Annotated in this window: 22 protein-coding genes and 2 pseudogenes; 13 read left to right on the top strand and 11 right to left on the bottom strand. The window is 54.7% G+C overall.

Annotation, left to right across the window (positions count from 1 at the left end):
• Positions 1 to 972 precede the first annotated feature (972 nt).
• The 3 genes and pseudogenes from AC2FGB_RS10660 to AC2FGB_RS10650 form a co-directional block, all read right to left on the bottom strand.
• Positions 973 to 1,680: pseudogene (locus AC2FGB_RS10660) on the bottom strand (IS6 family transposase).
• Between the two features lie 68 nt (positions 1,681 to 1,748).
• Complete coding sequence (locus AC2FGB_RS10655; protein WP_246097144.1) at positions 1,749 to 2,558, bottom strand: phytanoyl-CoA dioxygenase family protein; 810 nt, start codon at positions 2,556 to 2,558, stop codon at positions 1,749 to 1,751.
• Between the two features lie 4 nt (positions 2,559 to 2,562).
• Positions 2,563 to 3,621: an L-idonate 5-dehydrogenase gene (locus tag AC2FGB_RS10650; RefSeq protein ID WP_496689789.1), complete on the bottom strand. Its 1,059-nt coding sequence runs from the start codon at positions 3,619 to 3,621 to the stop codon at positions 2,563 to 2,565.
• Between the two features lie 69 nt (positions 3,622 to 3,690).
• On the opposite strand from AC2FGB_RS10650, the gene AC2FGB_RS10645 reads away from it, so the two are divergent.
• Positions 3,691 to 4,458, top strand: coding sequence for an SDR family oxidoreductase (locus tag AC2FGB_RS10645; RefSeq protein WP_271946167.1), 768 nt, complete (start codon positions 3,691 to 3,693; stop codon positions 4,456 to 4,458).
• 47 nt (positions 4,459 to 4,505) lie between these two features.
• Here AC2FGB_RS10645 and AC2FGB_RS10640 read toward each other — a convergent pair whose 3' ends face one another.
• Genes AC2FGB_RS10640 through AC2FGB_RS10620 form a run of 5 tightly spaced genes read right to left on the bottom strand, consistent with a single transcriptional unit; the run spans position 4,506 to position 9,440 of the window.
• Positions 4,506 to 5,096, bottom strand: a complete 591-nt coding sequence (locus AC2FGB_RS10640) for a LysE family translocator (protein WP_271946164.1) — start codon at positions 5,094 to 5,096, stop codon at positions 4,506 to 4,508.
• Positions 5,097 to 5,112: 16 nt separating this feature from the next.
• Entirely contained in the window at positions 5,113 to 6,036 is a 924-nt protein-coding gene (locus AC2FGB_RS10635; RefSeq protein ID WP_281994834.1) for a 2-hydroxyacid dehydrogenase, read from the bottom strand.
• Positions 6,029 to 6,877, bottom strand: coding sequence for a fumarylacetoacetate hydrolase family protein (locus AC2FGB_RS10630; protein WP_496693907.1), 849 nt, complete (start codon positions 6,875 to 6,877; stop codon positions 6,029 to 6,031). Before AC2FGB_RS10630 ends, AC2FGB_RS10635 begins: the two co-directional genes overlap by 8 nt.
• A gap of 11 nt (positions 6,878 to 6,888) precedes the next feature.
• The gene (locus AC2FGB_RS10625; protein WP_496689786.1) at positions 6,889 to 8,685 is read right to left on the bottom strand and encodes an IlvD/Edd family dehydratase; all 1,797 of its coding nucleotides are present in this window, start codon (positions 8,683 to 8,685) and stop codon (positions 6,889 to 6,891) included.
• Entirely contained in the window at positions 8,682 to 9,440 is a 759-nt protein-coding gene (locus tag AC2FGB_RS10620) for an SDR family oxidoreductase (RefSeq protein ID WP_142634760.1), read from the bottom strand. The genes AC2FGB_RS10625 and AC2FGB_RS10620 overlap by 4 nt, the downstream gene beginning before the upstream one ends.
• 190 nt (positions 9,441 to 9,630) lie before the next feature.
• On the opposite strand from AC2FGB_RS10620, the gene AC2FGB_RS10615 reads away from it, so the two are divergent.
• Both AC2FGB_RS10615 and denD read left to right on the top strand, forming a co-directional pair.
• Complete coding sequence (locus AC2FGB_RS10615; protein WP_496689785.1) at positions 9,631 to 10,515, top strand: NAD(P)-dependent oxidoreductase; 885 nt, start codon at positions 9,631 to 9,633, stop codon at positions 10,513 to 10,515.
• Positions 10,516 to 10,544: 29 nt separating this feature from the next.
• Positions 10,545 to 11,480, top strand: a complete 936-nt coding sequence (denD, locus tag AC2FGB_RS10610) for a D-erythronate dehydrogenase (protein WP_496689784.1) — start codon at positions 10,545 to 10,547, stop codon at positions 11,478 to 11,480.
• Here the strand turns inward: denD and AC2FGB_RS10605 are convergent.
• Entirely contained in the window at positions 11,477 to 12,127 is a 651-nt protein-coding gene (locus tag AC2FGB_RS10605) for a GntR family transcriptional regulator (protein WP_142634766.1), read from the bottom strand. The two genes, denD and AC2FGB_RS10605, sit on opposite strands and share 4 nt — an antisense overlap.
• Before the next feature lie 198 nt (positions 12,128 to 12,325).
• Here AC2FGB_RS10605 and AC2FGB_RS10600 point away from each other — a divergent pair, with 198 nt between their 5' ends.
• The 10 genes and pseudogenes from AC2FGB_RS10600 to AC2FGB_RS10555 all read left to right on the top strand — a co-directional run bounded on the left by AC2FGB_RS10600 (position 12,326) and on the right by AC2FGB_RS10555 (position 23,331).
• Complete coding sequence (locus AC2FGB_RS10600) at positions 12,326 to 13,339, top strand: TRAP transporter substrate-binding protein (RefSeq protein WP_496693960.1); 1,014 nt, start codon at positions 12,326 to 12,328, stop codon at positions 13,337 to 13,339.
• 79 nt (positions 13,340 to 13,418) lie between these two features.
• A complete protein-coding gene (locus tag AC2FGB_RS10595; protein WP_142634768.1) occupies positions 13,419 to 14,588 on the top strand; it encodes a mandelate racemase/muconate lactonizing enzyme family protein in 1,170 nt (389 codons plus the stop codon).
• 16 nt (positions 14,589 to 14,604) lie between these two features.
• Complete coding sequence (locus tag AC2FGB_RS10590) at positions 14,605 to 15,447, top strand: TRAP transporter small permease subunit (protein ID WP_496693908.1); 843 nt, start codon at positions 14,605 to 14,607, stop codon at positions 15,445 to 15,447.
• Positions 15,447 to 17,069, top strand: a complete 1,623-nt coding sequence (locus AC2FGB_RS10585; RefSeq protein ID WP_142634770.1) for a TRAP transporter large permease — start codon at positions 15,447 to 15,449, stop codon at positions 17,067 to 17,069. Before AC2FGB_RS10590 ends, AC2FGB_RS10585 begins: the two co-directional genes overlap by 1 nt.
• 10 nt (positions 17,070 to 17,079) lie before the next feature.
• The gene (locus tag AC2FGB_RS10580) at positions 17,080 to 18,030 is read left to right on the top strand and encodes a phytanoyl-CoA dioxygenase family protein (RefSeq protein ID WP_282021400.1); all 951 of its coding nucleotides are present in this window, start codon (positions 17,080 to 17,082) and stop codon (positions 18,028 to 18,030) included.
• Between the two features lie 24 nt (positions 18,031 to 18,054).
• Positions 18,055 to 19,557, top strand: coding sequence for a UxaA family hydrolase (locus AC2FGB_RS10575; protein WP_496689783.1), 1,503 nt, complete (start codon positions 18,055 to 18,057; stop codon positions 19,555 to 19,557).
• Positions 19,554 to 20,558, top strand: coding sequence for a Gfo/Idh/MocA family protein (locus AC2FGB_RS10570; RefSeq protein WP_142634776.1), 1,005 nt, complete (start codon positions 19,554 to 19,556; stop codon positions 20,556 to 20,558). The genes AC2FGB_RS10575 and AC2FGB_RS10570 overlap by 4 nt, the downstream gene beginning before the upstream one ends.
• Before the next feature lie 98 nt (positions 20,559 to 20,656).
• A pseudogene (locus AC2FGB_RS10565) lies at positions 20,657 to 21,586 on the top strand (NAD(P)-dependent oxidoreductase); the annotation flags it as partial.
• A 3-nt stretch (positions 21,587 to 21,589) separates the two neighbouring features.
• Positions 21,590 to 22,471 carry a DMT family transporter gene (locus AC2FGB_RS10560; RefSeq protein ID WP_281994842.1) on the top strand — a complete coding sequence of 294 codons (882 nt, stop codon included), beginning with the start codon at positions 21,590 to 21,592 and terminating at the stop codon, positions 22,469 to 22,471.
• Entirely contained in the window at positions 22,468 to 23,331 is an 864-nt protein-coding gene (locus AC2FGB_RS10555) for a sugar kinase (protein WP_281994843.1), read from the top strand. Before AC2FGB_RS10560 ends, AC2FGB_RS10555 begins: the two co-directional genes overlap by 4 nt.
• Here AC2FGB_RS10555 and AC2FGB_RS10550 read toward each other — a convergent pair.
• Together AC2FGB_RS10550 and uxaC are read right to left on the bottom strand one after the other, a co-directional pair.
• The gene (locus tag AC2FGB_RS10550; protein ID WP_496693909.1) at positions 23,318 to 24,514 is read right to left on the bottom strand and encodes a mannitol dehydrogenase family protein; all 1,197 of its coding nucleotides are present in this window, start codon (positions 24,512 to 24,514) and stop codon (positions 23,318 to 23,320) included. The genes AC2FGB_RS10555 and AC2FGB_RS10550 overlap by 14 nt on opposite strands.
• Positions 24,515 to 25,858, bottom strand: coding sequence for a glucuronate isomerase (uxaC, locus tag AC2FGB_RS10545; protein WP_496693961.1), 1,344 nt, complete (start codon positions 25,856 to 25,858; stop codon positions 24,515 to 24,517).
• Positions 25,859 to 25,860 lie beyond the last annotated feature (2 nt).

Below are 25,860 nucleotides of genomic sequence, written 5' to 3'. Positions count from 1 at the left end.
AACTATGTGTTCATGCCGCCCTTGGTGCGCCCGATCAGACATGTGCACCGCTCATTTGAGCGCGATGATTCACGCAGCCAAACGGAAATCAATGGGCCTAAATTGTTGTTGTCGCGTGATGTCTTCCACTGAAGCAGAATATACTCCAGCATAGTCCGCGCAGTCTCCAGACCGGTTGCTGAGCAAAAGATTGGTGATGTCCTCAGCCGCGATCTGAGCATGAGCTTGAACGGAAGTAAAACCTGTAAGAAGCGCGCTGAATGTCAAAACACTCACTCGCATGGTTCGATCTCCTTAGGGTTTTCAGAAATCCAAAAAAATGTTGCTCGATGGGAGTTGATGTCAGTCATCCTATCCTCAAAACGCGACGCGGTCCCCTCCATTCAAGTCCAGGATTTCTCTCGCTTCATCGGGAGTTGCGACCTGACTGCCTTTCTCTCACCGAAGATTCAGGCCACGATTCTCGACAGCACCTAGCCGCCCGAACTCACACTCAAGCGTCTGGTCAGCGTTACCCACGCAATTGATTGGGCCGAACAGGAATGTCGTTCGACTTTTGACACCTCAAGAACCGGCCTCCCAGATACAGGGTTCGCCCTCCTTGATCTGTGGGAACAATTCCCTGCTCCACCTTTTTGGGAATTTGCAGCATAGACCTCTGAAAAACATACATTTCTGAGAGGAGAAACTCTGGGTTCCAGACCCATCTCACGAAAATTCCCTGTAAATTGCCGGGTATCAGGGAAATCCCTCCCAAAGCGACCCCGCCAAAATGCGCCACTGAGACTGAGGCCTGAATTGCGTTCTGAGTGTGCGGTTTGCTCCGTCTCTGATTGAAAGCGCATGCGCCAACTCGCGGGAATTGCGACTCAATTCCGGGTCAGAAAACACAACTGAAGTGAGACAGGTATGAGTGGCGGTGCTGCCAGACTAATTCGAACCAGTCTCAGTGTGCCGCGGGATCCGCAATTCTTATCCGGAACAAAGTTGACGCCACTCGCTAAGAGCGGCGGCGCGGGTCAGCTTGAAGGTGTCTCGGCTGGTGAGCGATCTTTCTTGGTTGAAGTGGTTTTAGACGGAAGAATGAACGGCAGCGAATTTCTGTAAACTTCGCATGCGCCTGAACCGTTGCGTCGCGCGTTCGCGTCGTCGAAACGGAAGATGCGAATTCTCGACGCGGTTGTTGAGCCACCTGCCCGTCTGTTGTTTTTTGAGCGCGCCCATTTCTCTGAGCGCAGCCTTGTAGGAAGCGAAGCGATCTGTGACGATCTCTTCGGCGCAACCGTGCCGCTTCATCAGTTTCCTGAGGAATTTCAGTGCTGCAGCTTTGTTTCGGCGCTTGGTGACAACGGCTTCCAGCACCTCGCCTTCATGATCTACGGCCCGCCAGAGGTAGTACCTTTTGCCATTCACCTTCACAAAAACTTCGTCCACGTGCCACTTCCATTTCGAAAATGCCCGCAGTTGCTGGACTCGCTTCCGCCTTATCTCAGCAGCAAACATCGGGCCGAACCTGTTCCACCAATACCGGACAGTTTCGTGGTTCACGTCGATGCCTCGTTCATGCAGCAGATCTTCGACATTCCGAAGCGAGAGCGGAAATCGAATATACAGCATCACAGCAAGGCGGATGATATCGGGACTGGTCTTGAAGTTTTTAAAAGAGGCAGGTTTGGTCATGTGCAAAAACTACGCAACCGCCCTGCCCCGCTCAAGCAAAGTTCTTCTGACAAGACCTGCCAGGGGTGTCACTTCACTCCCGCGAAGAGTATTTGTTTCTTGCGATCTGCATCCCTTTGACACAAATCGAAATCGTTCTCATGCAAAAAACCCTGAGGGGAGGGCGCAACTAAAAAATGCCCATAATCATCTCGGCCTGCGACTAGCGCAACCAAAGTCTTCACGCCGTTTTGCTGTTTCATTGAGGGCTTTATGAAACGCAACGCCGCACCAATGCGCCTATCGTCTGTGTTATTGGGCCCTGATGCGTGAAAGAGATGCCCGTGATGCATGGATGCCTGCCCCGCACGCAATTCGGCAGCGACCGCATCTTTTTCCTTCACATCGACTGCGATTTCCTGCCCTCGTGACAACAGGTTGTTTTCGCTGAAGGTGTCCACGTGAGGCACGATACGGCTTTTATGGCTGCCAGGAACAAACCTCATACACCCGCTTTGCTCAGACGCTTCTGAAATCGCAACCCAACAGGTTACCTCTTCAGCATCATCCAAACCCCAATAGGTCAAGTCTTGGTGCCACGAGACTATCTTTGATGATCGCGCTTCTTTTACGAAAAGTGCTCCGCTCCAAACCATGAGGTCCGGCCCTAACACTGTTGAAGCAGCCTCAATCAGCTTCGGATGGCGAAGAAGTGCATCGAATGATGGTATTAGCCTGTCCGGATAAGAATATAGAAGCTTGAGTTTCTCCGGGTCGTCTCTGAGAATGCGCTCTGCTTTCTCAAAACCATCGCGCAGCGTTTGGACCTCGGAAGCTGTCAGGATATCCAGCGGCGCTACGAAACCGTCTCTTTCATAAGCCTTTGCAGTATCACGCATTCGTCTATCCATCGTCATTTTCCGGAAACGTTAACTGTACCTTCATTGATTGGCTTCGATCAGACGCGACCTCAAAGGCAGTGACAACCTCGCCAACTTCGAAGGAATGCGTCACCAACTGGTCGACGTTTATTAGTCCGCTTCTCATCATCTCGACCGCGACTGAGAACTCGGAATGGAAACGGAAAGACCCGCGAAGCACTATCTCTTTTGCAGTCAACGCTTGCATCGGCACTGTCATATCTCCGCCCAGACCAAGCTGAACCAATGTTCCACCCGGTCGCAAGCATGCGACTCCAGAAGCCAGAGCAGATTGAGCCCCGGAACACTCCAGTTGGACATCAATCTGGCCCTTGTCCTTTTCAAACGTCTCCAGTTTTTGCGGATCGGCGTAAGTGTTGATGGCATCGTCTGCCCCGCATTCACGCGCCAAAGCGAGGGTCTGGTCCGAGATATCGGTCGCCACTATTCTGGCCGCCCCTGAACGACGTGCTGCCAAGATCGTGAGGCAGCCGATCGGACCGCATCCCGTGATAAGTACCGTTTTACCTAAGAGGCTCCCAGCTTGTTTAATCGCGTGCAAACAGACCGCCAGAGGTTCGGCCATAGCGGCCTGCGCGGGGCTCAACCCATCTGCCGGAACACATTGACCTGCTTTTGCCACGAGTTTGCTTTGAAAAGCGCCTTGGATATGCGGGAACGGCATCGCGCTGCCATAGAACTTCATATCAAGACAGTGGTTTTGCTGCCTGTTCAGACAATAAATGCAGGCTTGGCAAGGGCGGGATGGAGAAACTGCAACGAGTTGACCTGAGTGCACCCCCTGCACACTTGACCCAACTTTCACGATTTCCCCGGCGACTTCGTGTCCAAGTACCATCGGTTGACGCAACTTTATCGCACCGAAACCACCGTGGTTGTAGTAATGCAGGTCAGATCCGCAAATCCCACCCGCGCGCATGGCAATCAAGACTTCGTCTGGCCCCACATCGTGTACGTCTCGGTTTTCCAACCTCAGATCTTTTGCGGCATGGATAACAACAGCAACACTGGCCGAAGACATTGCACAAACTCCCTATACAGATTGCCAAAAGATACGGATAGTCGGTGCTGACAACCAAGGGGTTTTTGCATGACGCTTGAAATGTTCAACCTAAAGGGAACACGCGCACTAGTAACAGGCTCTAGCCAAGGCATTGGATTTGCGTTGGCCCGTGGCTTGGCTGCCGCCGGTGCTCAGGTCGTTTTGAACGGGCGCGACACCGCGAAGCTAGCGGCAGCAGCATCCGAGTTGAGGGAAACAGGCGCCTCGGTACGTGAACTTTCGTTCGATGTAACCGATCATGAAGGTGTCCGATCTGCCGTGGACAACTTTGAAGAGTACGCCGGCCCCATAGACATCCTGATAAACAACGCCGGAATGCAACACAGGACGGAGTTACAGGATTTCCCGGCTGAAGCGTTCGAGCGCCTACTACAGACAAATGTTGCGTCCGTCTTTCACGTCGGTCAGGCTGTGGCACGGCACATGATTGAAAGAAAGTCAGGCAAGATCATTAACATTGCTTCGGTTCAATCCGCATTAGCAAGACCGGGTATTGCGCCTTACACGGCGACAAAAGGCGCCGTGACCAACCTTACAAAGGGAATGGCAACTGATTGGGCTAAATATGGTCTAAACTGCAATGCCATTGCGCCTGGATATTTCGATACACCTTTGAACGCCGCATTGGTTGCTGACCCAGAGTTCAGTGCATGGCTTGAGAAACGCACCCCAGCCGGTCGCTGGGGCAATGTAGAAGAACTTGTCGGCGCCGCCATATTCCTTGCCTCCCCTGCATCCAGTTTCGTCAATGGACATACTCTCTACGTTGATGGCGGAATAACGGCGTCACTTTGATTTGTGTCTTTCAACCGTCTGCTAGGTACGACTGACGCAGGTTTCGTTTAAAGCGCCGACGCCAAAGCAATCACCACAACAACCATCAATGAAGCCGCCATCGCAAAGTTGATCCTTTGATGTGAACTCTCACTTAAATCAAGGCTGCCCAGCTTTGCGCCAGCACCCAGCCAGATCATGTGAACTGGCACCCAAATCATATTGAATACTACGATTTTTATGACGACCTCCCAAACGGGCGCATCGGGCATAAAGGCAAACCCTGAAAACAATGCAGTGCCGACCACGTAAGCCTTGGGATTAATGAACTGAAGTGTCAGCCCGTTCGCAAAACCAAGTGGCGAGACCGCGGGGGAAAACCCGACCTTTGAGCCAGCGCTTGCAATACGCCAGGCGAGAAATCCCAAATACCCGACAGAGGCAAATAGCAGCAAAGTTCTAAGTACCGGTATAGCCAAAGCTACTGCAGCGACTCCAGAAACAACCAACATCATGTTGATGAACCCGCCCAGCATCAAACCAGCCACAAAAGCGAGTCCAGCTCGAAAACCAAATGCTGATCCAATGCCCGCAGTTGTTAAGACACCTGGGCCCGGCGTAATCAGCAGAAAGAAAACCGCAACAGCAAACTCAAACACTTTTCAGATTGACCTTTTACAGATCTCTGCATTCCGGCACAGCTGTGATCACCGATCCGTCCTTAAGGTGTTGCAGGAGATTGTCGACAGTTAGGTCACCCATAGCTGCACGCGTCTCAATAGTCGCGCTACCAGCGTGAGGGAGCAGAACGACATTGGACAGCTCGCGCAATGCTTTTGGAACACGCGGTTCGTCCTCGAAAACATCAAGCCCTGCCCACCCGAGCTCACCGTTTTGCAATGCATTAATGAGGGCAGTTTCGTCGACGATCGAACCTCGACTAACGTTTATCAGAGTGCCGCCTGCCCCCAACGCGTGCAGCACCTCAGCGTTGACCAACTTGTTGGTCGAAGGACCGCCGGGCGTGATGCATATGAGGACGTCCACATGTTCTGCCATTTCAACCAAATTGTCGAAATACGGGTACGGGACATCCTTTTGATTGCGGGTGTGATAAGAAATTTCGGGGGCCCACGGCTCCAACTTATCAACGATCGCCTGACCAATGCGACCAAGACCAAGAATGCCTATCTTTTGATTGTCCGCTGATCGCGTCAAAGGGGCATTACCTTCAACTTCCCACCGTCCGGACCGAACGTAATCATCGTCACGTATGAGCTCTCGATAACATGACAGAAACAGCAGAACGGCGGTGGTTGCGACTTCTTTGTTCAAAACATTGGGTGTGTGCGTAACAACAATCCCACGCTCAACCGCAGCATTTGCGTCGACAGCGTCGTAACCGACCCCATAGACACTGATCATCTTCAGGTTACTGAGTGATGTCATCAGGTCATGGGGAACACCATCATGTCCGTTCGTTACAATATGCGTAACACTTTCCGCGTTGAAATTGTCCAATTGATGAATGTCGAACGCTGCGGACAGGCGCTCTCGCATCCGTTCAGTGATCCCTCCGATTTGCAACAAGTCAGTCATCTTGACCAACCTTTTGCCGCTGAACACCAAGCCCATCGATGCGAAGCTCCATGACGTCGCCTTTTTTCAGATAAATTGGCTCCGGTTTGATCCCCATTCCAACACCGGGCGGTGTTCCAGTTGAAATTACGTCACCGGGGTGCAGTGTGAATAGTTGGCTAAGATGCTCTATGATCTCGGTAACGGAAAAGATCATCGTAGCAGTATTCCCGGTTTGCATGCGCTGACCGTTTACATCCAGTGACATTCCAAGGCTTTGAGGATCAGGCACCTCATCCCGGGTCACTAGCCACGGGCCGGTAGGGCCAAATGTGTCGCACGATTTTCCTTTGGTCCATTGACCGGTCAGTTGAGTTTGAAAATGCCTTTCCGACACGTCATTTACGATGCAATAGCCCGCAACATATTCGAGTGCGTCGGCCTTGGAAACGTATTTGGCTGTTTTGCCTATGACGACGCCCAGTTCGCATTCCCAGTCGGTGTGTGTAGATCCCCGCGGCATGACAACCTCGTCATATGCCCCAATGACCGCTGAGTTAGCCTTGAAAAAAAGGATCGGATGCTCGGGAATATCTGCGCCGGTTTCTGCAGCATGGTCCGAGTAGTTCAAACCGATGCAAAGAAATTTACCGATGTCGCCGACACACGGTGCGATACGAGGATCACCCTCCACAATTGGCAGGTTACTCGGATCTAATGAGCGCAGACTATCAAGAGTTCCGTCATCTAAAATCTCGCCGGTGATATCATTGATGTGAGCGGACAGATCCCGCAAATGCCCCTCAGAGTCGACCAGGGCAGGCTTTTCCGAGCCCTCGGCTCCGTAACGAACTAGTTTCATTTCTTTTCCTTTTAGTGATTGTCGCGTGGCATGAAGCCTCGCGCAATATCGCGGTAGTTTTCTGCACCTTTGAGCGTCATACCGCGATCCAACCGATCTACTTTTTCGCGAAATATTTCCTGCCACGGGGATTGGTTGGGCGGCATTGAATACCCACCTTTTGCCTCCAGATCGCGGGCGCGTTCATGCAGTTCTTCAAGCGAAACCAGCATATCTGCTGTGCCTTTACCTAGATCGATGCGCAGTCGGTCGCCAGTTCGCACCAAGGCCAACCCACCGCCCTCTGCTGCTTCGGGTGAAGCATTCAGGATAGACGGGCTTCCTGATGTGCCGGATTGCCGGCCATCACCGATGCAAGGAAGGGCTTCGATGCCTTGTTTCAACAAATATGCAGGTGGTCGCATGTTCACGACCTCTGCGGCACCTGGGTACCCTCTTGGTCCTGCTCCGCGCATAATCAGAATACAGTTTGCGTCTATTTTTTCTGCGGGATCATCGATCCGATGGTGAAAATCCTCGGGCCCATCAAACACAACCGCCCTGCCCTCGAATGCATTAGGATCATCCGGGTTCGACAGGTAGGTCTCTCGAAATGCCTGTGAGATCACAGATGTCTTCATAATCGCACTCTCGAACAAGTTGCCCGAGAGATTGATGAACCCCGCCTGTTGCTTAACCGGGCTACTGACAGGCTTGATTACGTCGCTATTCTGAGACCGGCGCGTCGAGCAGTTATTGCCCATCGTCTTACCGTTCACCGTTATCGCATCGGGATGCGGCAGCAATCCAGCATCAAGAAGCTCTCCGACAACGGCGGGAACACCCCCGGCCTGCTGGTAATCTTCGCCCAGATATTTGCCCGCAGGCTGCATGTTAACCAACAGAGGAACTTCGTGGCCAAGTTTCTGCCAGTCATCGTTGTTCAATGGAATACCAAGATGCCGGGCGATTGCATTCAGGTGAATCGGCGCGTTCGTCGATCCGCCAATCGCCGAGTTTATGACAATCGCATTCTCAAAAGCCTGACGTGTCATCACATCGCTGGGGCGTAAATCCTCCCAGACCATGTCCACAATGCGTTTACCCGTTTCATAACTGATTTGACCGCGCTCTCGATACGGGGCAGGTATGGCTGCTGATCCCGGCAATTGCATTCCCAAGGCTTCAGCAAGCGAATTCATGGTCGTTGCTGTTCCCATCGTATTGCAATAACCCACCGAAGGTGCCGCGGCGGCTGCGATCTCCATGAACTCATCGGTGTCGATTTCATCAGCCGCAAGGTCTTCGCGCGCTTTCCAAATAACCGTTCCTGATCCGGCGCGCTCACCTTTCCACCAGCCGTTGAGCATTGGGCCGACCGACAGCGCAATCGCTGGGATGTTGACGGTCGCAGCGGCCATAAGAAGAGCGGGCGTTGTCTTGTCGCAACCAATGTTCAGAACAACGCCATCAATCGGGTACCCGAATAGACTCTCAACGAGGGACAGATAAGCTAGATTGCGGTCGAGAGAGGCCGTTGGCCGTTTACCGGTCTCTTGTATCGGGTGGACTGGTATTTCGATGCACGTTCCCCCGGCGGCGATGATTCCGTCGCGAACGCGTTTGGACAACTCGATATGATGCCGGTTGCAGGGGCTCAAATCACTGCCGGTCTGAGCAATCCCAATGATCGGCTTGCCTGATTGCAGTTCTGCGCGGGTCAACCCGTAGTTCAGGTATCTCTCTAAATACAATGCCGTCATCTCAAGGTTCTCAGAGTTCATGAACCACTTGCGAGATCGCAGATCATTTTTTGATATTTTAGTCATTGGCCTGACCATCCCCCGTCAATTATGTGCGTGTGTCCCGTGGTGAATGCACTTTCATCGCTTGCCAGATAGACGACCAATGCAGCAATCTCTTCTGCCTTCGCCACACGCCCCATAGGCTGACGCGCCACAAATTGTGCAAGGGCTTCTTCTCTGCTGCCCAGTTGCTCTCCCAACGCATCTACGCGGTCACGCCAGCTGGGACTGTCGACTGTTCCCGGACAAATGCAATTGCACCGAATTCCTTGTGTTATGAAGTCAACGGCTACTGATTTAGTCAGCCCAACAACAGCAGCCTTTGTCGTTCCATATACACAACGATTTGGCGCACCGATTATGGAACCCAGTGCGGAAGACATATTGATTATCGAGCCTCCTCCGCGCTCTAGCATCCCCGGCAATACAGCCTTTGTCGTGCGCACCATTGAGCGCACATTAAGGTCCATGGCGAAGTCCCATTCTTCATCGGTCGCATCCAGAATCGTTCCGTGATGCACGAACCCGGCGCAGTTGAACAAAACGTCCGGCTTCGCTCGCGCGACCCCATGATGAATACTGTCATTATTCGTCACATCCATCTCGAAAATTTCGAGATTTTCGTGATTCTGATCGCGAATCAAATTTAAATTTCCAGGGTTAATATCCGTCGCATAGACTTTCGCACCCTCTCTTGCCATCGCAATTACGCTTGCAAGTCCGATCCCTTGCGCGGCGGCTGTGACCAGGACGTTTTTTCCCTTAAGTCTCTCTGACATATATATTTTCCGACCCTAAAAGTGGCGACTGGACAAGTGTTACTTCGTCCCACAGATCAACCGAGAAGCAGAGAAACCTTGGCGGATTTGCAACGACTTCTGGCATGTGGGCCCAGAGCCGTTAGCGTATGACAGAGATTTTGGTTTGGCCATAACCATGCGTGGCGCACCTTCGGAAGGACAGAGGATTATGAGCAAGCAGTTAAAAGTAGCTCTATTGGGAACCGGCCTGATGGGCGCTCCTATGGCGAGGAATATTTTGCGCGCCGAATTTCCGCTAACCGTATGGAACCGCAGCTTGAAAAAGGCAAAACCGTTGACGGCAGAAGGCGCGACATTGGCGGAAACTGCCCCGCTGGCGGTTTCGGGTGCAGACGTAATAGTAACCATGCTGTCGGATGGGTACGCGACCGGCGCGCTACTTTCTGACGAGGCTTTCCGCGAACAACTCAAACCGGGGATGATCTGGATTGATATGTCCAGCGCTAAACCCGAACACGCCAGAGAGCAATCCGCGCAATTATCCTCGATGGGGGTGCAGCATCTGGACGCCCCGGTTTCCGGTGGCACCAAAGGTGCCGAAGCTGGCACCCTTGCGATCATGGTCGGTGGTGATAAGGACGTTATGGAGCGCATGCGACCGGTTCTGACAGCAATAGGCCGGCCTGTGCATGTTGGCCCAAGTGGTTCCGGTCAATTGTGCAAATTGGCCAATCAAACAATTGTCGCTGTGACAATATCTGCTGTCGCCGAAGCGACACTACTGGCTCAGCAAGGCGGTGCAGACCCAACCGCGTTGAGGGCCGCGCTGAAGGGGGGCTTTGCGGATAGCATTATTTTGCAACAACATGGCGAACGCATGTCTGACGGAAATTTTGTACCCGGAGGTTTGTCTAAGTTTCAAATAAAGGATTTGGACAACACACTAGAGGAAGCGCGCAGCCTTCGCGTTGAGCTACCCAGCACCCAATCTGTGCGCGACCGTTTCGAATATTTGATAGACGAAATGGATGGGGCTGAGCTGGATCATTCGGCCTTGTATTTGGAACTTAAAAAACGGAACGGGATGCTGTGACGAGGATCCTTGTGTTAGGCGGTGGAGGAATGCTGGGCCAGAAACTGGCTCATAGAATTTCGACCCAAGAAACTTTTGGACCAGAAGCCCAAATCTCACTGTTCGATCTCTCGTTCCCGCTCGACAGTGCGCCAGGTAAGCAAATTGTGGGGAACTTGACTGCGCCAGGCATCGCCAAGTCTGTTGCAGCTCAGCGCCCGGTCGTCATATTCCACCTTGCAGCTATCGTTTCAGGCCAAGCTGAGAAAGACTTTGCGTTGGGCTGGGATGTCAACCTTATGGCGACCTGGGCACTGCTGAATGCACTCAGAGATGAACACGCGGCATCAGGAGGCGAGTACACGCCTCGTCTGGTTTTTGCCTCGTCCATAGCAGTTTTCGGAGCACCGTTCCCTGAAAAGATTGGCGATGAGTTCCTCTCGGCACCTTTGACCAGTTACGGAGCGCAGAAAGCAGCGTCTGAGTTGATGATCACGGATTTCAGCAGGAAAGGATACATCGACGGTATTTCCTTGCGCTTGCCCACTTTGTGTGTACGCCCGGGCAAGGCCAACGCTGCCGCTTCTTCCTTCTTTTCAGGTATAATCCGAGAGCCACTGAATGGGGATGAGGCTGTCTTACCAGTTGCCGTAACTGTTCGCCACTGGCACGCCAGCCCCCGCGCCGCTGCGACTTTTTTGACCCATGCAGCAACACTGGACACGCAGCTTTTGAATGACAGACGCGCATTAAACATGCCGGGCGTAAGTTGCACCGTCGCCGAACAAATCGAAGCGCTGCGCGATGTGGCCGGTCAAGATGCAGTTGGCCTCATCAGGCGAGAACCCGACGAGGCAATCGAACGAATAGTCAAGAATTGGCCGCGCGACTTTCAAACAGATCGCGCTCGGGAGTTGGGGTTCAAGGCGGAATCAAGCTTCGACGAAATCATTCAGGTGTATTTGGAAGACGATTTTCGGCTTTAGTCGCCCATCGTCTTTCCAGTTAGGTGGCGTTTCAGATGATCGTGAATCTTTTCTCGTGTTAACTGCTCATCCCCTGACAATGCTGCTTCAAGTATATCGGCATGGTGTCTTATGTTTTGAGAAATGAACTCAAAGTTCCGATCTGCCACCATCAATTGCTGTCTGAATTGCGCGTAAACTCGGCTATGCATTTGTTTTAAGGTTTCCGAGCCACAGGCAGAAATAAGCGTTTGGTGAAACTCCTTCTCCGAGGCAAACCATATCTCGATAAGGCCGCTCGGGTCGTCTGTGGAGTGTATGCGTTTTTCGATATGGCTAAGTTTGTGATGAGCGGCCGTCAATCTTGCTTCCCAATCCACTCCGCCATTGCGGATCGACATCGCAGTGCCTTCGGCCTCCAACAAAACACGGACGTGTGTCAATTCGATAAGCTTCTGCGGCGAACGCATCGGCACGCGGAAACCTTTTTGTTCCTGAAAGTCCACCAATCCAACAGCGGCCAAACGAAAAAGGACTTCCCGAACCGCACTCGCAGAACAGCCATACTCATTACGAAGTTCTTCGGCTCTCACCTTGGCTCCATGCTCAAATCCATTAGAGATTAGGCGCATTTTAAGGTCTTGATAAATATCGATTTCTTCTTTCATCCAGGTATGCGCCTTCAATTTTTGTCCAAGTAGCGTCGTAAGCAATTTTTCGAATTTATGCAATAATCTCGAAATTTTTAGAAATTTCAAATTTTTCTTGTTGCATTCGATTCGTCGGCTTAACGTCTATCGGCGTGACAGCAGCGGAGGCGACAAGATCTCCCACTAAGCGCAATGCTCAACGTCTGGGAGGACACCATGAAAATAGTCAAGACAGCGGCCGTGGCGGCCGTAGCCACGACAATGGCAGCCGGTTTCGCGATGGCTGAAACAACGAAACTTAGAATTCAAACCCATTTTTCGCCCGAAACTCTTTCTGGTCAGATGGCTGCAAAATTCGTTGAAGACATTCAGGAGATGTCGAACGGCGAAATCGAAGTTGAAATGTTCTATTCCTCTTCGGTGGTCAAATCAGTTGAAACCTTCGATGCCGCTGCTACGGGAATTTTGGACTGCGACATGACGGGCGGCGGCTATCAGACCGGTAAAAATCCGGCCTTCCAGTTTGCGGGCGACCTGCTCGGCGGGTATCAGAACCCATATCAGCAAATGGCTTGGCTTCTTCATGGCGGCGGAAGAGAAGCTGTGAATGATCTATACAACGGCTACGACATGGAGTTCATCGGATGGTGGATTCCCGGGCCGGAGTCGCTTTCTTCGACCAAGCCGATTGCAAAAGTGGACGACTTCAAAGATTGGAAATTCCGCTCCCCTCCAGGCCTTGCGACCAAAGTGTTCGCGGAACTTGGTGCTTCTCCGATCGTTATGGACTTCAACGAAATCTTTACGGCTTTGGAAACCGGTATCATTGATGGCGCGGATGCCGCGAACCTGACTAACAACGTGGGACTGGGTCTGTACGAGATCGCAGGTCACACAAACTATCCCGGTTTTCACTCGATGCCGGCAGATCACCTGGCCTGTCGCAAAGAAGTTTGGGAAGCTATGCCTGCGCACCACAAGAAGATCATGGAAGTCGCAATGGATAGCTTGGCATTGCACAATGCCACAATCAATGAAGTGCAGAACGCTCAGACTGCAAAAGACCTGAAAGCAAAAGGTGTTCAGTTGTACGAATGGTCGCCTGAAGACCTGGCAGCGTATCGCGCGGCCGTTCAGGTCGGTTGGACTGAATTCGCGACGACCCCTGAGGCACAGGCGCTTTTGGAAAGCCACATCAAATTCCTGCGTGACCTGGGAGCAATGCAGTAGTCAGGCTTCGACCGAATTACGACGCACGGAGAGGCCGCACTAGCGGCCCCTCCGGATTGGCGCCGGGATCCAGAACTTCATGAAAATCAACAGAATAATAAGTCACATACTGCAGTACGACATGCCGGAAGTTCTGGGCTACTCGCAACAGTATTATGACAAGCGTACAACCCATCTGGTCGAGATTCAGACAGATGAAGGGGTAACCGGTTGGGGGGAGTGTTTTGGTCCCGGAAACGTAGCCATTGCCAACAAGTCTATCGTAGAAAAGGTAATCCAACCATTGGTCCTTGGCATGGACCCTTTGGACAAAGACGTGATCTGGCACAAGGTGTACAACCTTCTGCGAGACCATGGCCAAAGCGGAATGCCAATACAGGCTTTGTCCGGGGTGGACATCGCACTTTGGGATATCACCGGCAAAATCTCTGGCCTCCCCCTCCATAAGCTTGTCGGCGGCGCGCATCGCACAAGCGTTCCTTGCTACGGTTACGGCATGATGCTTCGGGATGAACCGATTTCTAGTCTGGCCAGCCGTTTTGAGGAGGAAGCCGCAAAGATCAAAGAAATGGGATTTACCGCCACCAAAATGAAAACGGGCTTTGGCCCGAAGCCTGATGTGAAGCTGTGCGAAGCAGTTCGACGCGGAGTTGGTGACGACTTTCCTTATATGGTCGATGCAAACCATGCTTATACGACTTCGGACGCATTTTTTGTCGGTCGGGCGTTGGAAGAACTGGACGTATATTGGTTCGAAGAACCTGTCGCGCCAGAAGACATTGACGGGTACCGCGAATTGCGCACTTCGCTGAAAGTCAACATCTCGGGCGGGGAGGCAGTTTTCAATCGCTGGGCTTGGCGCAATCTTCTTGAAAATCGCGGCATCGATATAGCGCAACCAGAAGTATGCGCTTTGGGCGGTGTTTCAGAGTATCTCAGGATACTAGCACTATGCCACGCACATTTCACTCCGGTCGTAAATCACGTCTGGGGTAGCGCCATCGCTGTCGCGACTAATCTGCATTTACTGGCGGCCATGCCCCCAATTCCAGGCGGCTTGCATCCTTGGGAACCGATGCTGGAGTTCGACACGACGGACAACAAGTTTCGGGACGATCTGCTGACCGTACCGCTGGAAATTCAAAATCAGGTCAAGGCCAACAACGGCCGTGTCATGATCCCGACTGGCCCCGGACTGGGGGTCGAGCCGGATCGAGACTTTATTGATCACTACAGGATCGAAGGATAGGGACGAGGGTTACGCGATGCACAAGAATTCAGGCGGACCAATTGAATGGCTCATACCGTTGGCCTTCGTCGCGACTGCCAGTTGGCTTGTTTGGCATCTCCCGGCATTCCTATTGGATTGGCTGCCTTACACCTCTGAATCCCTCAAAAGCCAGGTAACGGAAATATATCTGCGCAGCGACGTCACGCCCGAATTACCTGGCGTGTTCGGGGGGTATGTCGACATCATCGACATGGCCGCGCTCGTCCTTCTACCGTTTCTTGCAGTGTTTGGCACCAAGACCGTGCGCCCAGCGACAATGGAGTTCCAAGGCTCGACGATTATGGATCGTTTCGCCCTGTTCATAGGCCGAGTTACCATGATGATGATCGCAATCATGACTGTCGTCATGCTCTACGAAGTCTTCATGCGTTATATCCTGGAAAAGCCGACCGAGTGGGCCAACGAAATGACACTCTGGTTCGCCAGCTTTGTGTTTTTGATGTCTGGCTACTACGCCATGCAACAACGCAGTCACATTCGAATATTCCTGCTGTACGACGCAGTTCCACGTTGGCTTCAGCGTGTTTTTGATACGGTTTCGACAATCCTGATCGTACTGTTTGCCTTCTTTCTGGTCTACGGCAGCTACAAACAGGTGTTCGTCAACAAGCTCTATAAATGGGAGCTTTATGGCTCCGCCTTCAATCCTCCGATCCCGGCGACGTTGCAGCCGATGGTGCTGATCGTGATTACGCTCGTCGCAATGCAAGCAATTTTGAACTTGATCGCGGATTGGAACAAAGAACCGGAAATCCACACAGATGAACCGGACGAAGACGAAATTGAAATGATCAAACGAGCGGTGGGACAAGACTGATGGATATTGGAACAATCTCACTCATCCTGATGGTCGCCCTGATCGTGCTTCTGGCGATCGGAATGCCCTTGGGTCTGGCCTCGGCTTCTCTTGCTGTTCTGGTTCTGGTCCTGAAGTTTGAACCGACACTGCTTTTGAACCCGTTTTCGTTCGGCGACGGGGTTCTCACCGGTCGGCCAGGCACTGGGCCGCTCTATATCCTGGCGCAGAAGATATACGGGCTCTTAACGGACTACGTGCTCATATCAGTTCCATTGTTTATCTTCATGGCGTCGCTGCTAGAGCGGTCCGGGATCGCGCGGGACATGTATTCGTCGTTGAATGTCTGGCTGTCCAGAACACGCGGCGGCATCGCAATCGTGACCTCGATCATGGCGGTGATCATGGCGGCCATGTCCGGCATCATCGGCGGTGAGGTTGTCCTGCTGGGCCTTATCGCCCTGCCCCAGATGCTGCGCCTCGGCTACGATCAGAATCTCGCGATCGGCGTCATCTGCGCCTCGGGGTCGCTTGGCACTATGATCCCTCCCTCGATCGTTCTGATCATCTATGGGCTGATCACCGAAACCTCGATCAAGTCGCTGTTCACCGCGTCTTTCATTCCCGGCTTCATGTTGGCCTCCATGATCATCCTGTACATCATCATCCGCACGCAGTTGAATCCTCATCACGCTCCGCTGCCGGAGCCGGACCCGAATGACCCCGAACCGGCTGAAAAACGCAAACTGTTTGGGGCTTTCATGAGCATCGTCGTCGCCGGATTTTCCACCGTTCTGTTTATCCGGGCTGCGTTCTTCGAGCTTTCCGGATCAAACGCTGCCAGCCAGGGTGAACCAGCGCGGCTGGGGACAGCTGACTACCTGCCCTGGTTTGCCGGCATCACGATCGTCGCCCTACTGCTGATCTTCTTCGTCTTTGGCAGAGAGCGCGCCAAAATAGGGTGGGAAATGGGCAAAGGCCTCGTTGCACCGCTGGTCGTCATCGGCGTCGTTCTCGGCTCGATCTATGGCGGGATCACAGGCATCACCGAGGCAGCAGGCATGGGCGCCTTCGCCGTCCTGATCATCGCTATCCTGCGGGGCGAGGGATCGTTTGAGCTGGTTTGGGACAGCTTGATGCGGACGTTAAAATCCACAGGTACCATTATCTGGGTTACGATCGGGGCCGCCGCGCTGGCGGGTGCCTACACCATTGCTGGCGGGCCCCAATACGTGGCCGACCTGATCGTCGGCCAGGAGCTGCCGACCATGCTGGTCATTCTGGTGATGATGCTGATCTTGCTGTTCATGGGCGCATTCATGGATTGGGTCGGCATCGTTCTGTTGATCATTCCGGTCTTTCTACCGATCGTCCTGCGCCTTCCCATTGAGGAAATCGGGGTCTTTGGCCAGCTAGAGCCGAGTCATGTCGCCATCTGGTTCGGCGTCGTGTTCTGTATGAACATGCAGGTCAGCTTCCTCTCGCCACCTTTCGGACCGGCCGCGTTCTACCTGAAGTCGGTAGCCCCGCCGCATATCAGCCTGACGGATATCTTCCGCGGCTTCCTGCCATTCATCGGGATCCAGTTGCTGGCGCTTTCCGTTCTTCTGATCTGGCCGGGCATCATCGCGCTGCTGTTGTGAGGTTGCACCCATGCTGACACAAGATCAGATTGGCAAGTTCCGGACGGACGGATACCTCGTGGTCGAAGATGTAATTCCCGGCGATGTCCTGGATCGGGTACAGGCCGAATACTCGGATGTCCTGAACCGGCTCTATGACGGTTGGTACAACAAAGGGCTGGTCAAGAACGACCCGTCGAGAATGACCTTCTGGGACAAACTTCTGTCCGCCTATCAGGCCGGTTGCGACTATTTCCAGCCGCTGGACATCTCGTTGCCCGGCGATCGGATCATGGCGGACACACCGTTACATATTGGGCCCGCAGTGTTCGACTTGCTGACGGCCCAGCCCATGCTTGACGTTGTCGAGCAGTTGATCGGGCCAGAGTTGGTCAGCAATCCGATCCAGCACGTTCGGCTGAAGCCCCCTGCCCTTAAGCTGTGCAAGGACGAGGTGCGCGCGCATATCACCGCAACGGACTGGCATCAGGACCGGGCGGTTGCGTTGGAGGATGCGGACCAGACCGACATGGTCACGGTTTGGATTGCCGTCAACGATGCAACGGTTGAAAACGGCTGCTTGCAAGTGCTGCCAAAGGCACAAGACCAATCCATCCTGCCGCATTGCGCGCGGACACAGACAGGCATTGCCGACGGGTTCATTGACGAAGGCCGAGCCGTGCCCCTTCCTGTCAAGGCAGGCGGGATCATCCTGTTTCACCCTCTGACGCCACATGCTTCGCTGGTCAATGAAACGGACCGGTTCCGCTGGTCGTTCGACATCCGCTTCAGTGCGACAGGCCAACCCACCGGTCGAGATCATTTCCCCAGCTTCATCGCGAGGTCCAGATCGCACCCCGAAACCGAGCTGCGAGATTGGCGCGTCTGCAAGTCCAATTGGGAAGCGGCCAGAGCAAGGCTGTCCGGACAGCCGCATATAGATATTCACCGGTGGACATCGGACTCGCCGTTCTGCGCCTAGCTGCTGCCGCCAAGAAAGCTGATTATGACTTTTGTACGTTTAGATCGAACGGATAGCGTGGTGGTTGCAACTCGGCCGCTGGAGGCCGGTAGTATGGTCGAAGATGTCTCGACCAATGCGCGCATCCCTTCGGGACACAAGGTCGCCACGCGTATGCTTGCACCCGGTGATCCGGTCAGAAAATACGCCCAGATTATCGGTTACGCCACCCAACGGATCGAACCTGGCGACCATGTGCACACCCACAATATCGAGTTCCGTAATACCAGCGTGGACTACGAGTTTGCGACGGACCACCGGCCCATGAAACCCGCCACCTCGGTCGATACGTTCATGGGCTACCACCGGGACAACGGTCGGTTCGGTACGCGCAATTACATCGCGGTTCTGACCACCGTGAACTGTTCGGCGACTGCGGCCCGCATGATTGCCAACCACTTCACACCGGACAAGCTGGCAGAGTTTCCGAACGTCGACGGCGTGGTTGCCTTTGTCCACGGAACGGGCTGCGGAATGGCCGACTCTGGCGACGGTTTCGAAGCTCTTCAACGGGTCATGTGGGGGTTTGCGAAACATCCCAACCACGCTGCTGTTCTGATGGTCGGTCTGGGCTGCGAGATGAACCAGATCGACTGGCTGTTGGACGCGTATGGGCTGAAGCAGAGCCCCACCTTCCATACGATGAACATCCAGAACGTCGCCGGATTGCGCCGGACCGTGGAAATGGGCATCAGCAAGATCAACCAGATGCTGCCCCTTGCCAATGAAGCGCGGCGCAGCGAAGCCCCGGCGTCCGAACTGATGGTTGCGCTGCAATGCGGTGGATCGGACGCTTGGTCAGGTGTGACCGCGAACCCTGCGCTCGGACATGCCTGCGACCTGTTGATTGCCCAAGGAGGCACAGGAGTCCTTGCGGAAACGCCCGAAATCTATGGAGCCGAACACCTTTTAACCCGCCGCGCCCTTGGTCGTGCAACTGGGGACAAACTGATCGGACTGATCGATTGGTGGCAGGACTATACCGCTCGCAATCACGGTTCGATGGACAACAACCCAAGCCCCGGCAACAAGCAAGGCGGTCTGACGACCATCCTTGAGAAATCGCTGGGGGCAGCGGCGAAGGGCGGAACCACCCCTTTGACCGGTGTATTCAAATACGCCGAACCCATCACCGCCAAAGGCTTCACCTTCATGGACAGCCCCGGATATGACCCAGCCTCGGTGACTGGGCAGATTGCGGCCGGGTGCAACCTTGTGTGCTTCACCACGGGACGCGGCTCTGCATTTGGGTCCAAACCGGCACCCACGCTGAAAATCGCTACTAACTCTGAGTTGGCAGCGCGCATGCCCGAAGACATGGACGTGGATGCGGGCGACATTCTGACCAAAGGTACCAGCGTCGAAGAAAAAGGACGGGAAATATACCAACTGCTGCTCCAAGTCGCCTCGGGCGCGCGGACCAAGTCCGAGGCGCAGGGCTTGGGTGACTACGAATTCGTTCCCTGGCAAATCGGAGCGGTGATGTGAAAAGGATCCTTGTAGCCGGCGGTGGATTGATCGGTATCCGCCACGTCCGCGCCGTGATTGAGCATCCCGGCTGTATGTTGGTCGGGTTGGCCGATCCAGATGGCTCGATCAAGATAGACGTGCCGCGTTTTGCTAGTGTGGACGAGGTGCAGGACCCGGTGGATGGCGTCATCATTGCGACGCCGACCCGCCTGCATGCAGAACACGGCATTCTGGCCGCATCCCGCGGTTGGCACATGCTAATCGAAAAGCCGGTTGCCGCATCAGTCGATGATGCCCTGCGCCTGAGGACGGCCGTTCGCCAGGCTAATGTCCGCAGCCTTGTAGGCCACCATCGGCGTTATCACACAACCTTGCAGCAACTGAAAGAGGTGATCGCGCAAGGTACGATCGGACAAGTTATCAACGTCTCGTTGCTGTGGGCCATGCGCAAACCCGAGAGTTATTTTGAACAGAACTGGCGGACTTTCGATGGCAGCCCAGTCATGATCAACCTGGTGCATGATATCGATGTCATGCGCTTTGTGATCGGAGAAATCTCAGATGTCGTCGCCCTGCCTGGCGCGTCGATCCGCGGATCAGATCGGATAGAAAGCGGGGCTATCGCGATCGCGTTCGAAAACGGCGCAACGGGCACTATCAGCTTTGCCGACACCGCACCCAGCCCTTGGGGGTTTGAGGCCGGAACCGGCGAAAACCCGAACATCGGCACAACCCGACAGGACATGATGTGGATCACTGGAACCAAGGGCGCTGTAAGTTTTCCTTCCATGACCCTGTGGCGTGGTAAGGATTGGGGCACTGCGGCCCAAAAAGACCAACTTCTACGACCGAAACAGAAACGCGAGCCGCTGGAGGCCCAGTTGGATCACTTCCTTGACGTGATCGACGGCGCCTCACCGTTGATCGACGTCGAGGATGCGGCCCGGACGCTCGAGGTCACATCACGGATAGAACAGGGGCTAAAAGCGCGGTCAGCTCGAGCGCGGGCACCGACCTGAAGGAAATCCGGCCCCGGCGAAGAACCGGGCCACCCAAAAACCTATGATTACACGCCGGGCAATATGAGCATCCGAACTTCAAAACCGCCCGCGCCAGACACAAGAATGAAAACCAGAGACATTTACGGAAAGGGAAACCAATGAGCAAACCATCAATCGGGTTTATCGGCTTGGGACTAATGGGCGGAGCCATGGTGAACCGACTGTTGGACCAAGGATACTCGGTCACGGTATTGGGAAACCGCGACCGCACATACCTGGACGCCGCGATTGACCGAGGCGCCCGCGAGATGGAAAACGCCCACGAGCTGGCTCAGGCCAGTGACATCGTGATGCTGTGCATGGGTACCTCCGAACAGGTCGAGGGCCGTATGCGCGGTGCAGATGGAGTGATTTCGGGATTGAAACCCGGGGCGATCGTCATCGACTTTGGCACCTCGCTTCCAGGCAGCACACGCGCCTTGGCCGAGGAGGTTGCCGCAGCCGGCGGAAGCTATCTTGATGCGCCGCTTGGCCGTACGCCTTCGCACGCGCTAGAGGGCAAGCTCAACATTATGACTTCCGGCGACAAGGCTGCCTTTGACAAGGCCGAGCCGACACTGAAAGACTTGGGCGAAAACGTTTTTTACCTTGGCCCCGTTGGGTCCGGACACACGATCAAGCTGATCAACAACTTCTTCGGAATGACCGTCGCGAACGCAATGGCCGAAGCTTTTGCCATGGCAGATATTACCGGTGTTGACCGCAAGCAGGTGTATGACGTTATGGCCGCAGGGCCGCTGTATTCCGGAATGATGGATTTCGTCAAAGCCTACGGCGTCGAGGATGACCCAAATCAGCTGGCCTTTGCCATCAAGAACGCGGCAAAAGATCTTGGGTATTATGACCGCATGGCACGCGAGGCAGGCGTTACCAGCGTGATGTCGCAGGGCGCGCTTTCGGCGCTGATTGACGCGCGCGACCACGGTCAGGCGGACGACATGGTCAGCCAGATGGTTGACTACTACGTCAAGCGTTTCAACACCTGATCGATGGCCGTCACCGCCAGCCCCACTGCGGACCTGCCGCGCCTTGGCATCGTGCTGATGTTGACGGCGTGGCTATTCTTTTCGCTGGTGGATCTTGGGGCCAAGTGGTTGGCGTTGGCGGGCGTGCCGGCATTTCAGTTGGCATTCATGCGCTATGCGGGGCACTTTGTGATCTCTGTGGGCGTGATCGCCAAGGGCGGGATTGAGGCCAGCAGGTTCAAGACCGACCATCCATGGCAGGTCATTAGCCGGGCCTTGCTGCTGATCTCGGCGACCGTTTTCAATTTTTATGCCCTGCGGTTTTTGCCTCTGACCGTCGTGTCAGCAATCATGTTCTCAAGCCCGGTCATCGTGTGTTTTCTGTCCGTCTTCGTTTTGAAAGAACGCGTGGGTCCATGGCGTTGGGCGGCTATTACCCTGGGCTTTCTGGGGGTGTTGGTTGTCGTGCGGCCGTTTGGTTCAGCCTTTCATCCGACCATGCTGTTGATCGTCTACAATGCCACCGCTTTGGCCTTGTACTCGATCATGACGCGCAAGCTGTCCGGGGTTGTTGCCGTGGACACCATGCAATTCTACCTTGGGCTTACCGGGACGGTGGTTCTGCTGCCGTTCGCCATATGGTTTTGGGTCCAGCCAGAAAACACGTGGAGCCTGATTGTACTGATCGGCCTTGGCGTCTTTGGCTGGTGCGGGCATCAACTATTGACGAACGCGCATCGGTTCGGAACGGCGAACCAGTTGATGCCATTCACCTATTCGTTCCTGATCTACGTTGCGATTTGGGGCTATTTGTTCTTTGACACGGTACCGGGCGCATTCACTTTGGCAGGGGCTGCTCTAATCATGACTGCCGGTCTCATCATCTGGAAGAGAGAAAAGAAATGACGCGAATTGCCTGCATCGGCGAAGCAATGATCGAATTGTCCATGCTGGAAACCGGTGCAAAGGTGGGCGTCGCGGGGGATACGCTGAACACGGCCATCTACATGCACCGCGCCGCTCCTGATCTGCAGGTGGAGTATATGACATGTCTGGGCGACGACCCGTTCTCAGGGCGCATCGCCGGCTTTATCGCCAGTCATGGAATCGGGACATCCGGCATCCGCATCATTCCGAACGCCTCTCCGGGATTATACGCAATCACGACATCTGCGGACGGTGAACGCAGCTTTACCTATTGGCGCAGCGAGGCGGCCGCCCGTCAGCTATTTGCCGATCACGACTTCAGCCCACTTAACGGTTACGACGTGCTGTACTTGTCAGGGATTTCCGTAGCCATTCTTCCGCATTCGGTGAGGCTTGCGCTTCTGGACTGGCTAGAAGGCTCTTCAGTTCGGTTGGTCTATGACAGCAATTTTCGTCCGCGTCTCTGGGACAGCGTCGAACACGCCCGGCAAATCAACCAACGGCTTTGGCAGCGTGCAGATATTGCCCTACCATCTATCGACGATGAGATGGCGCTTTTCGGGGAAAGCACTGATCAGGTGGCGGCACGCTTTGCCGATCATCACGGTGTCGGTGCGTTGAAACGCGGAGAGAATGGTCCTCTGCCCATCGGCCAGAACATTGACCAAACCTATGAGCCTGCCAATAACGTGCTGGATACCACAGCGGCGGGCGACAGTTTCAACGGTGGGTACCTCGCGGCCTTGCTGACGGGAAATTCACAGGCCGAGGCCCTGATGGCTGGACACAATCTGGCTTCCACCGTTGTTCAGTTCCGCGGCGCGATCATTCCCGGATAAGTGGCGCGAGATCCTCAGCACCAACAAGACCCAAGAGCGGTACTACCGGATCTGGCTGCTTGACAGCCGAGGCGATTTCCAACGCGCAAGGATCGGTCAGCGCCCTGCCTTCGGCTGTCTCAGACACGCAATAGGAGATCCAGGCCCGCATCCCCGCGATCACTGCCTGAGAGCCGGTTTCACGGAGTGTGGGAACAAAGCGATACGGCAGCTTCTGGCTGCCATCCATCGCGATTTGGTCCAGACGGTGCGCCAGCTCGGGGTTTTCAAAACGGCGCAACAGAGCCTCGGCATAGTCCGGAGCTTGTGCTTGCAGTGAAGCGGGCAGCGTTGCGCCCGCATCCAGCATCAACTCGGCAACCAGCGGGCGCAAAACCCGGTCTCGAACCGCTTCGTGAACGTAGTTCAGGCCTTGTTCCAACCCGGCATAAGCCAAGAGGGAATGGGCACCGTTCAACATGCGCAGCTTTCGCATCTCGTGCGGGGCCACGTCATCGACCAGTTGCACGCCCGGCCAATCCGGATGTGGGCCAACGAAATTGTCCTCGATCACCCACTCCGAGAACGCCTCGGTTGGAACAGCCATAGGATCGCCGCTGATTGCGCGAACGGCGTCCGTGGTAGCCGGGGTGATCCGGTCGACCATCGCGTTAGGAAAGCGAACAGCGTCCCAATTCACGTCCAGACCGGCTGCTTCCGCAAAATCGGCAACTGCCGTTTCGAGCGTTTTGCCGTTTTCCATGCGGTTGTCGCAGCTTAGCACTGTCACTGGCTTGCGCCGTTCCGCAAGGCCAAAAGCTAGAAACCCGATCAGCGTCGCGGGCCCTTGACGCGCCAGATCGGCGACAATCGCTGGGTCCTGAAGGTTCAGCTTGCCCGCGGCGTCCAAGTGATAACCTTTCTCGGTAACGGTTGCCGAAATGATCTCGGCATCCGCCATCACATCAAAAATCTCTGCGCAATCCTTGGGCGCGACCAGAACATCCCGCAGAGCTTTGATGCGCCGGACGCCCTGCCCCTGTACGCACAAATCGTACTCGAAACCTTGTCGCGCCAATCCATCCCGAACCGAGGATGAACGCAGGCTGACGCCGACAACGCCCCATCCGCCCGCATGATCGGTGTAGTCCAGTAAATGCGCCCGGGCGAAGTTTCCAAGGCCGAAGTGAAGAATTGTACCCATCTAGCTTTGCAATCCGTAAACCTGTTTCGCCAGATCGACCGCTAACAACCGCGCCAGATGCTCGGCACTGTCCCGACCGAAATAGCCGCGCGCAACCTGCTGGGCCAGATGAATCGCCACCCCCCGTCGCCACAGGTCGTGACGTGCAGGAATGGACAGAAAAGCCCGCGTATCGTCATTGAATCCGGCCAAATTGTAATATCCGGCCGTTTCAACGACCTGATCGAAATACCGCGCAATCCCGGCTGGGCTGTCGTGGAACCACCAAGGCGGCCCTATCCTAAGGCACGGCCAATGTCCCGCCATAGGGGCCAATTCACGGGCATAGGTGCTTTCGTCCAATGTGAAGAGTATAATGCGCAGTTCCGCCGAGTTTCCAACCCTGTTCAACAGCGCCTCAAGGCCCGTGACCCAATCCATCGCGATTGGAATGTCGGCCCCCTTGTCCCGTCCGAAGTCCCGCATTACCGCGTGGTTCGTGTTGCGCTTGCTGCCAGCATGTATCTGCATGGTCAGACCATCATCGACAGACATCTGCGCCATTTCGATCAGCATATGCCCATAGAACCGGCGAGCATCTTGTTCGGTACCTTCCCGCCGTCTCAGCCGTTGGTACAGCGCATCCGGGTCTTCCAGCCACTCGATCTGCACACGTTCGATACCGTGGTCGGTGGCAGTACATCCCAGCTGGATGAAATAAGCCCGCCGCATTCGCAGCGCGTTGAGGTAGCCATCATAGCTGCCCAGATCGCAGCCTGTCAGCTCAGCCAACTTGTTCAGGTTGTGTACGAACTCCGGGTCCGCCCCATCCAAAACCCCGTCTGGGCGGAACGTCGGAACAACGCGCCCGCCCCAACCACTTGTATGAATCTCCCGATGCTCCGCGAGGCCGTCGAGAGCAGAATCCGTGGTGGCCAGAACCTCGATCCCAAACCTGTCGAACAAAGCCCTCGGACGAAATTCGGGTCGCACCAGCTTTTCTGAGATCTTATCATAAATCAGGTCAGCCGTGCGCGAAGACAACTCCTCAGACACGCCCAACGTTTCTTGCAGCACGTAGTACATCCATATCCGAGATGGCGTTCCCAGAAACAGATGCCAGTGCTCGGCAAAGGTGCGAAATACGGCGCGAGGATCCTTCTTTCGCCCCTCTTCCCCAACGCCAAGTTCGGACAAGGGAACGCCCTGCGAATAGAGCATACGAAACACGTAATGGTCGGGAACCACCAGCAGCTCGGCCGGGTTGGGAAACGGCTCATCGGCTGCAAACCACCCCGGATCGCAGTGACCATGCGGAGACACGATCGGCAGGTTCTTGATGCCCAAGTACAGGTCTTCCGCCATGC

It is taken from the genome of Ruegeria sp. CDSC021, from assembly GCF_059610845.1.
This window is presented reverse-complemented; position numbering and strand designations above follow the sequence as displayed.

Bases quoted from the DNA above. Each gene is read 5' to 3' on its own strand.
- AC2FGB_RS10655 (WP_246097144.1), bottom strand. From the start codon at position 2,558: ATGCGTGATACTGCAAAGGCTTATGAAAGAGACGGTTTCGTAGCGCCG.
- AC2FGB_RS10650 (WP_496689789.1), bottom strand. From the start codon at position 3,621: ATGTCTTCGGCCAGTGTTGCTGTTGTTATCCATGCCGCAAAAGATCTG.
- AC2FGB_RS10645 (WP_271946167.1), top strand. From the start codon at position 3,691: ATGACGCTTGAAATGTTCAACCTAAAGGGAACACGCGCACTAGTAACA.
- AC2FGB_RS10635 (WP_281994834.1), bottom strand. From the start codon at position 6,036: ATGACTGACTTGTTGCAAATCGGAGGGATCACTGAACGGATGCGAGAG.
- AC2FGB_RS10630 (WP_496693907.1), bottom strand. From the start codon at position 6,877: ATGAAACTAGTTCGTTACGGAGCCGAGGGCTCGGAAAAGCCTGCCCTG.
- AC2FGB_RS10625 (WP_496689786.1), bottom strand. From the start codon at position 8,685: ATGACTAAAATATCAAAAAATGATCTGCGATCTCGCAAGTGGTTCATG.
- AC2FGB_RS10620 (WP_142634760.1), bottom strand. From the start codon at position 9,440: ATGTCAGAGAGACTTAAGGGAAAAAACGTCCTGGTCACAGCCGCCGCG.
- AC2FGB_RS10615 (WP_496689785.1), top strand. From the start codon at position 9,631: ATGAGCAAGCAGTTAAAAGTAGCTCTATTGGGAACCGGCCTGATGGGC.
- denD (WP_496689784.1), top strand. From the start codon at position 10,545: ATGCTGGGCCAGAAACTGGCTCATAGAATTTCGACCCAAGAAACTTTT.
- AC2FGB_RS10605 (WP_142634766.1), bottom strand. From the start codon at position 12,127: ATGAAAGAAGAAATCGATATTTATCAAGACCTTAAAATGCGCCTAATC.
- AC2FGB_RS10600 (WP_496693960.1), top strand. From the start codon at position 12,326: ATGAAAATAGTCAAGACAGCGGCCGTGGCGGCCGTAGCCACGACAATG.
- AC2FGB_RS10595 (WP_142634768.1), top strand. From the start codon at position 13,419: ATGAAAATCAACAGAATAATAAGTCACATACTGCAGTACGACATGCCG.
- AC2FGB_RS10590 (WP_496693908.1), top strand. From the start codon at position 14,605: ATGCACAAGAATTCAGGCGGACCAATTGAATGGCTCATACCGTTGGCC.
- AC2FGB_RS10585 (WP_142634770.1), top strand. From the start codon at position 15,447: ATGGATATTGGAACAATCTCACTCATCCTGATGGTCGCCCTGATCGTG.
- AC2FGB_RS10580 (WP_282021400.1), top strand. From the start codon at position 17,080: ATGCTGACACAAGATCAGATTGGCAAGTTCCGGACGGACGGATACCTC.
- AC2FGB_RS10575 (WP_496689783.1), top strand. From the start codon at position 18,055: ATGACTTTTGTACGTTTAGATCGAACGGATAGCGTGGTGGTTGCAACT.
- AC2FGB_RS10560 (WP_281994842.1), top strand. From the start codon at position 21,590: ATGGCCGTCACCGCCAGCCCCACTGCGGACCTGCCGCGCCTTGGCATC.
- AC2FGB_RS10555 (WP_281994843.1), top strand. From the start codon at position 22,468: ATGACGCGAATTGCCTGCATCGGCGAAGCAATGATCGAATTGTCCATG.
- AC2FGB_RS10550 (WP_496693909.1), bottom strand. From the start codon at position 24,514: ATGGGTACAATTCTTCACTTCGGCCTTGGAAACTTCGCCCGGGCGCAT.
- uxaC (WP_496693961.1), bottom strand. From the start codon at position 25,858: ATGGCGGAAGACCTGTACTTGGGCATCAAGAACCTGCCGATCGTGTCT.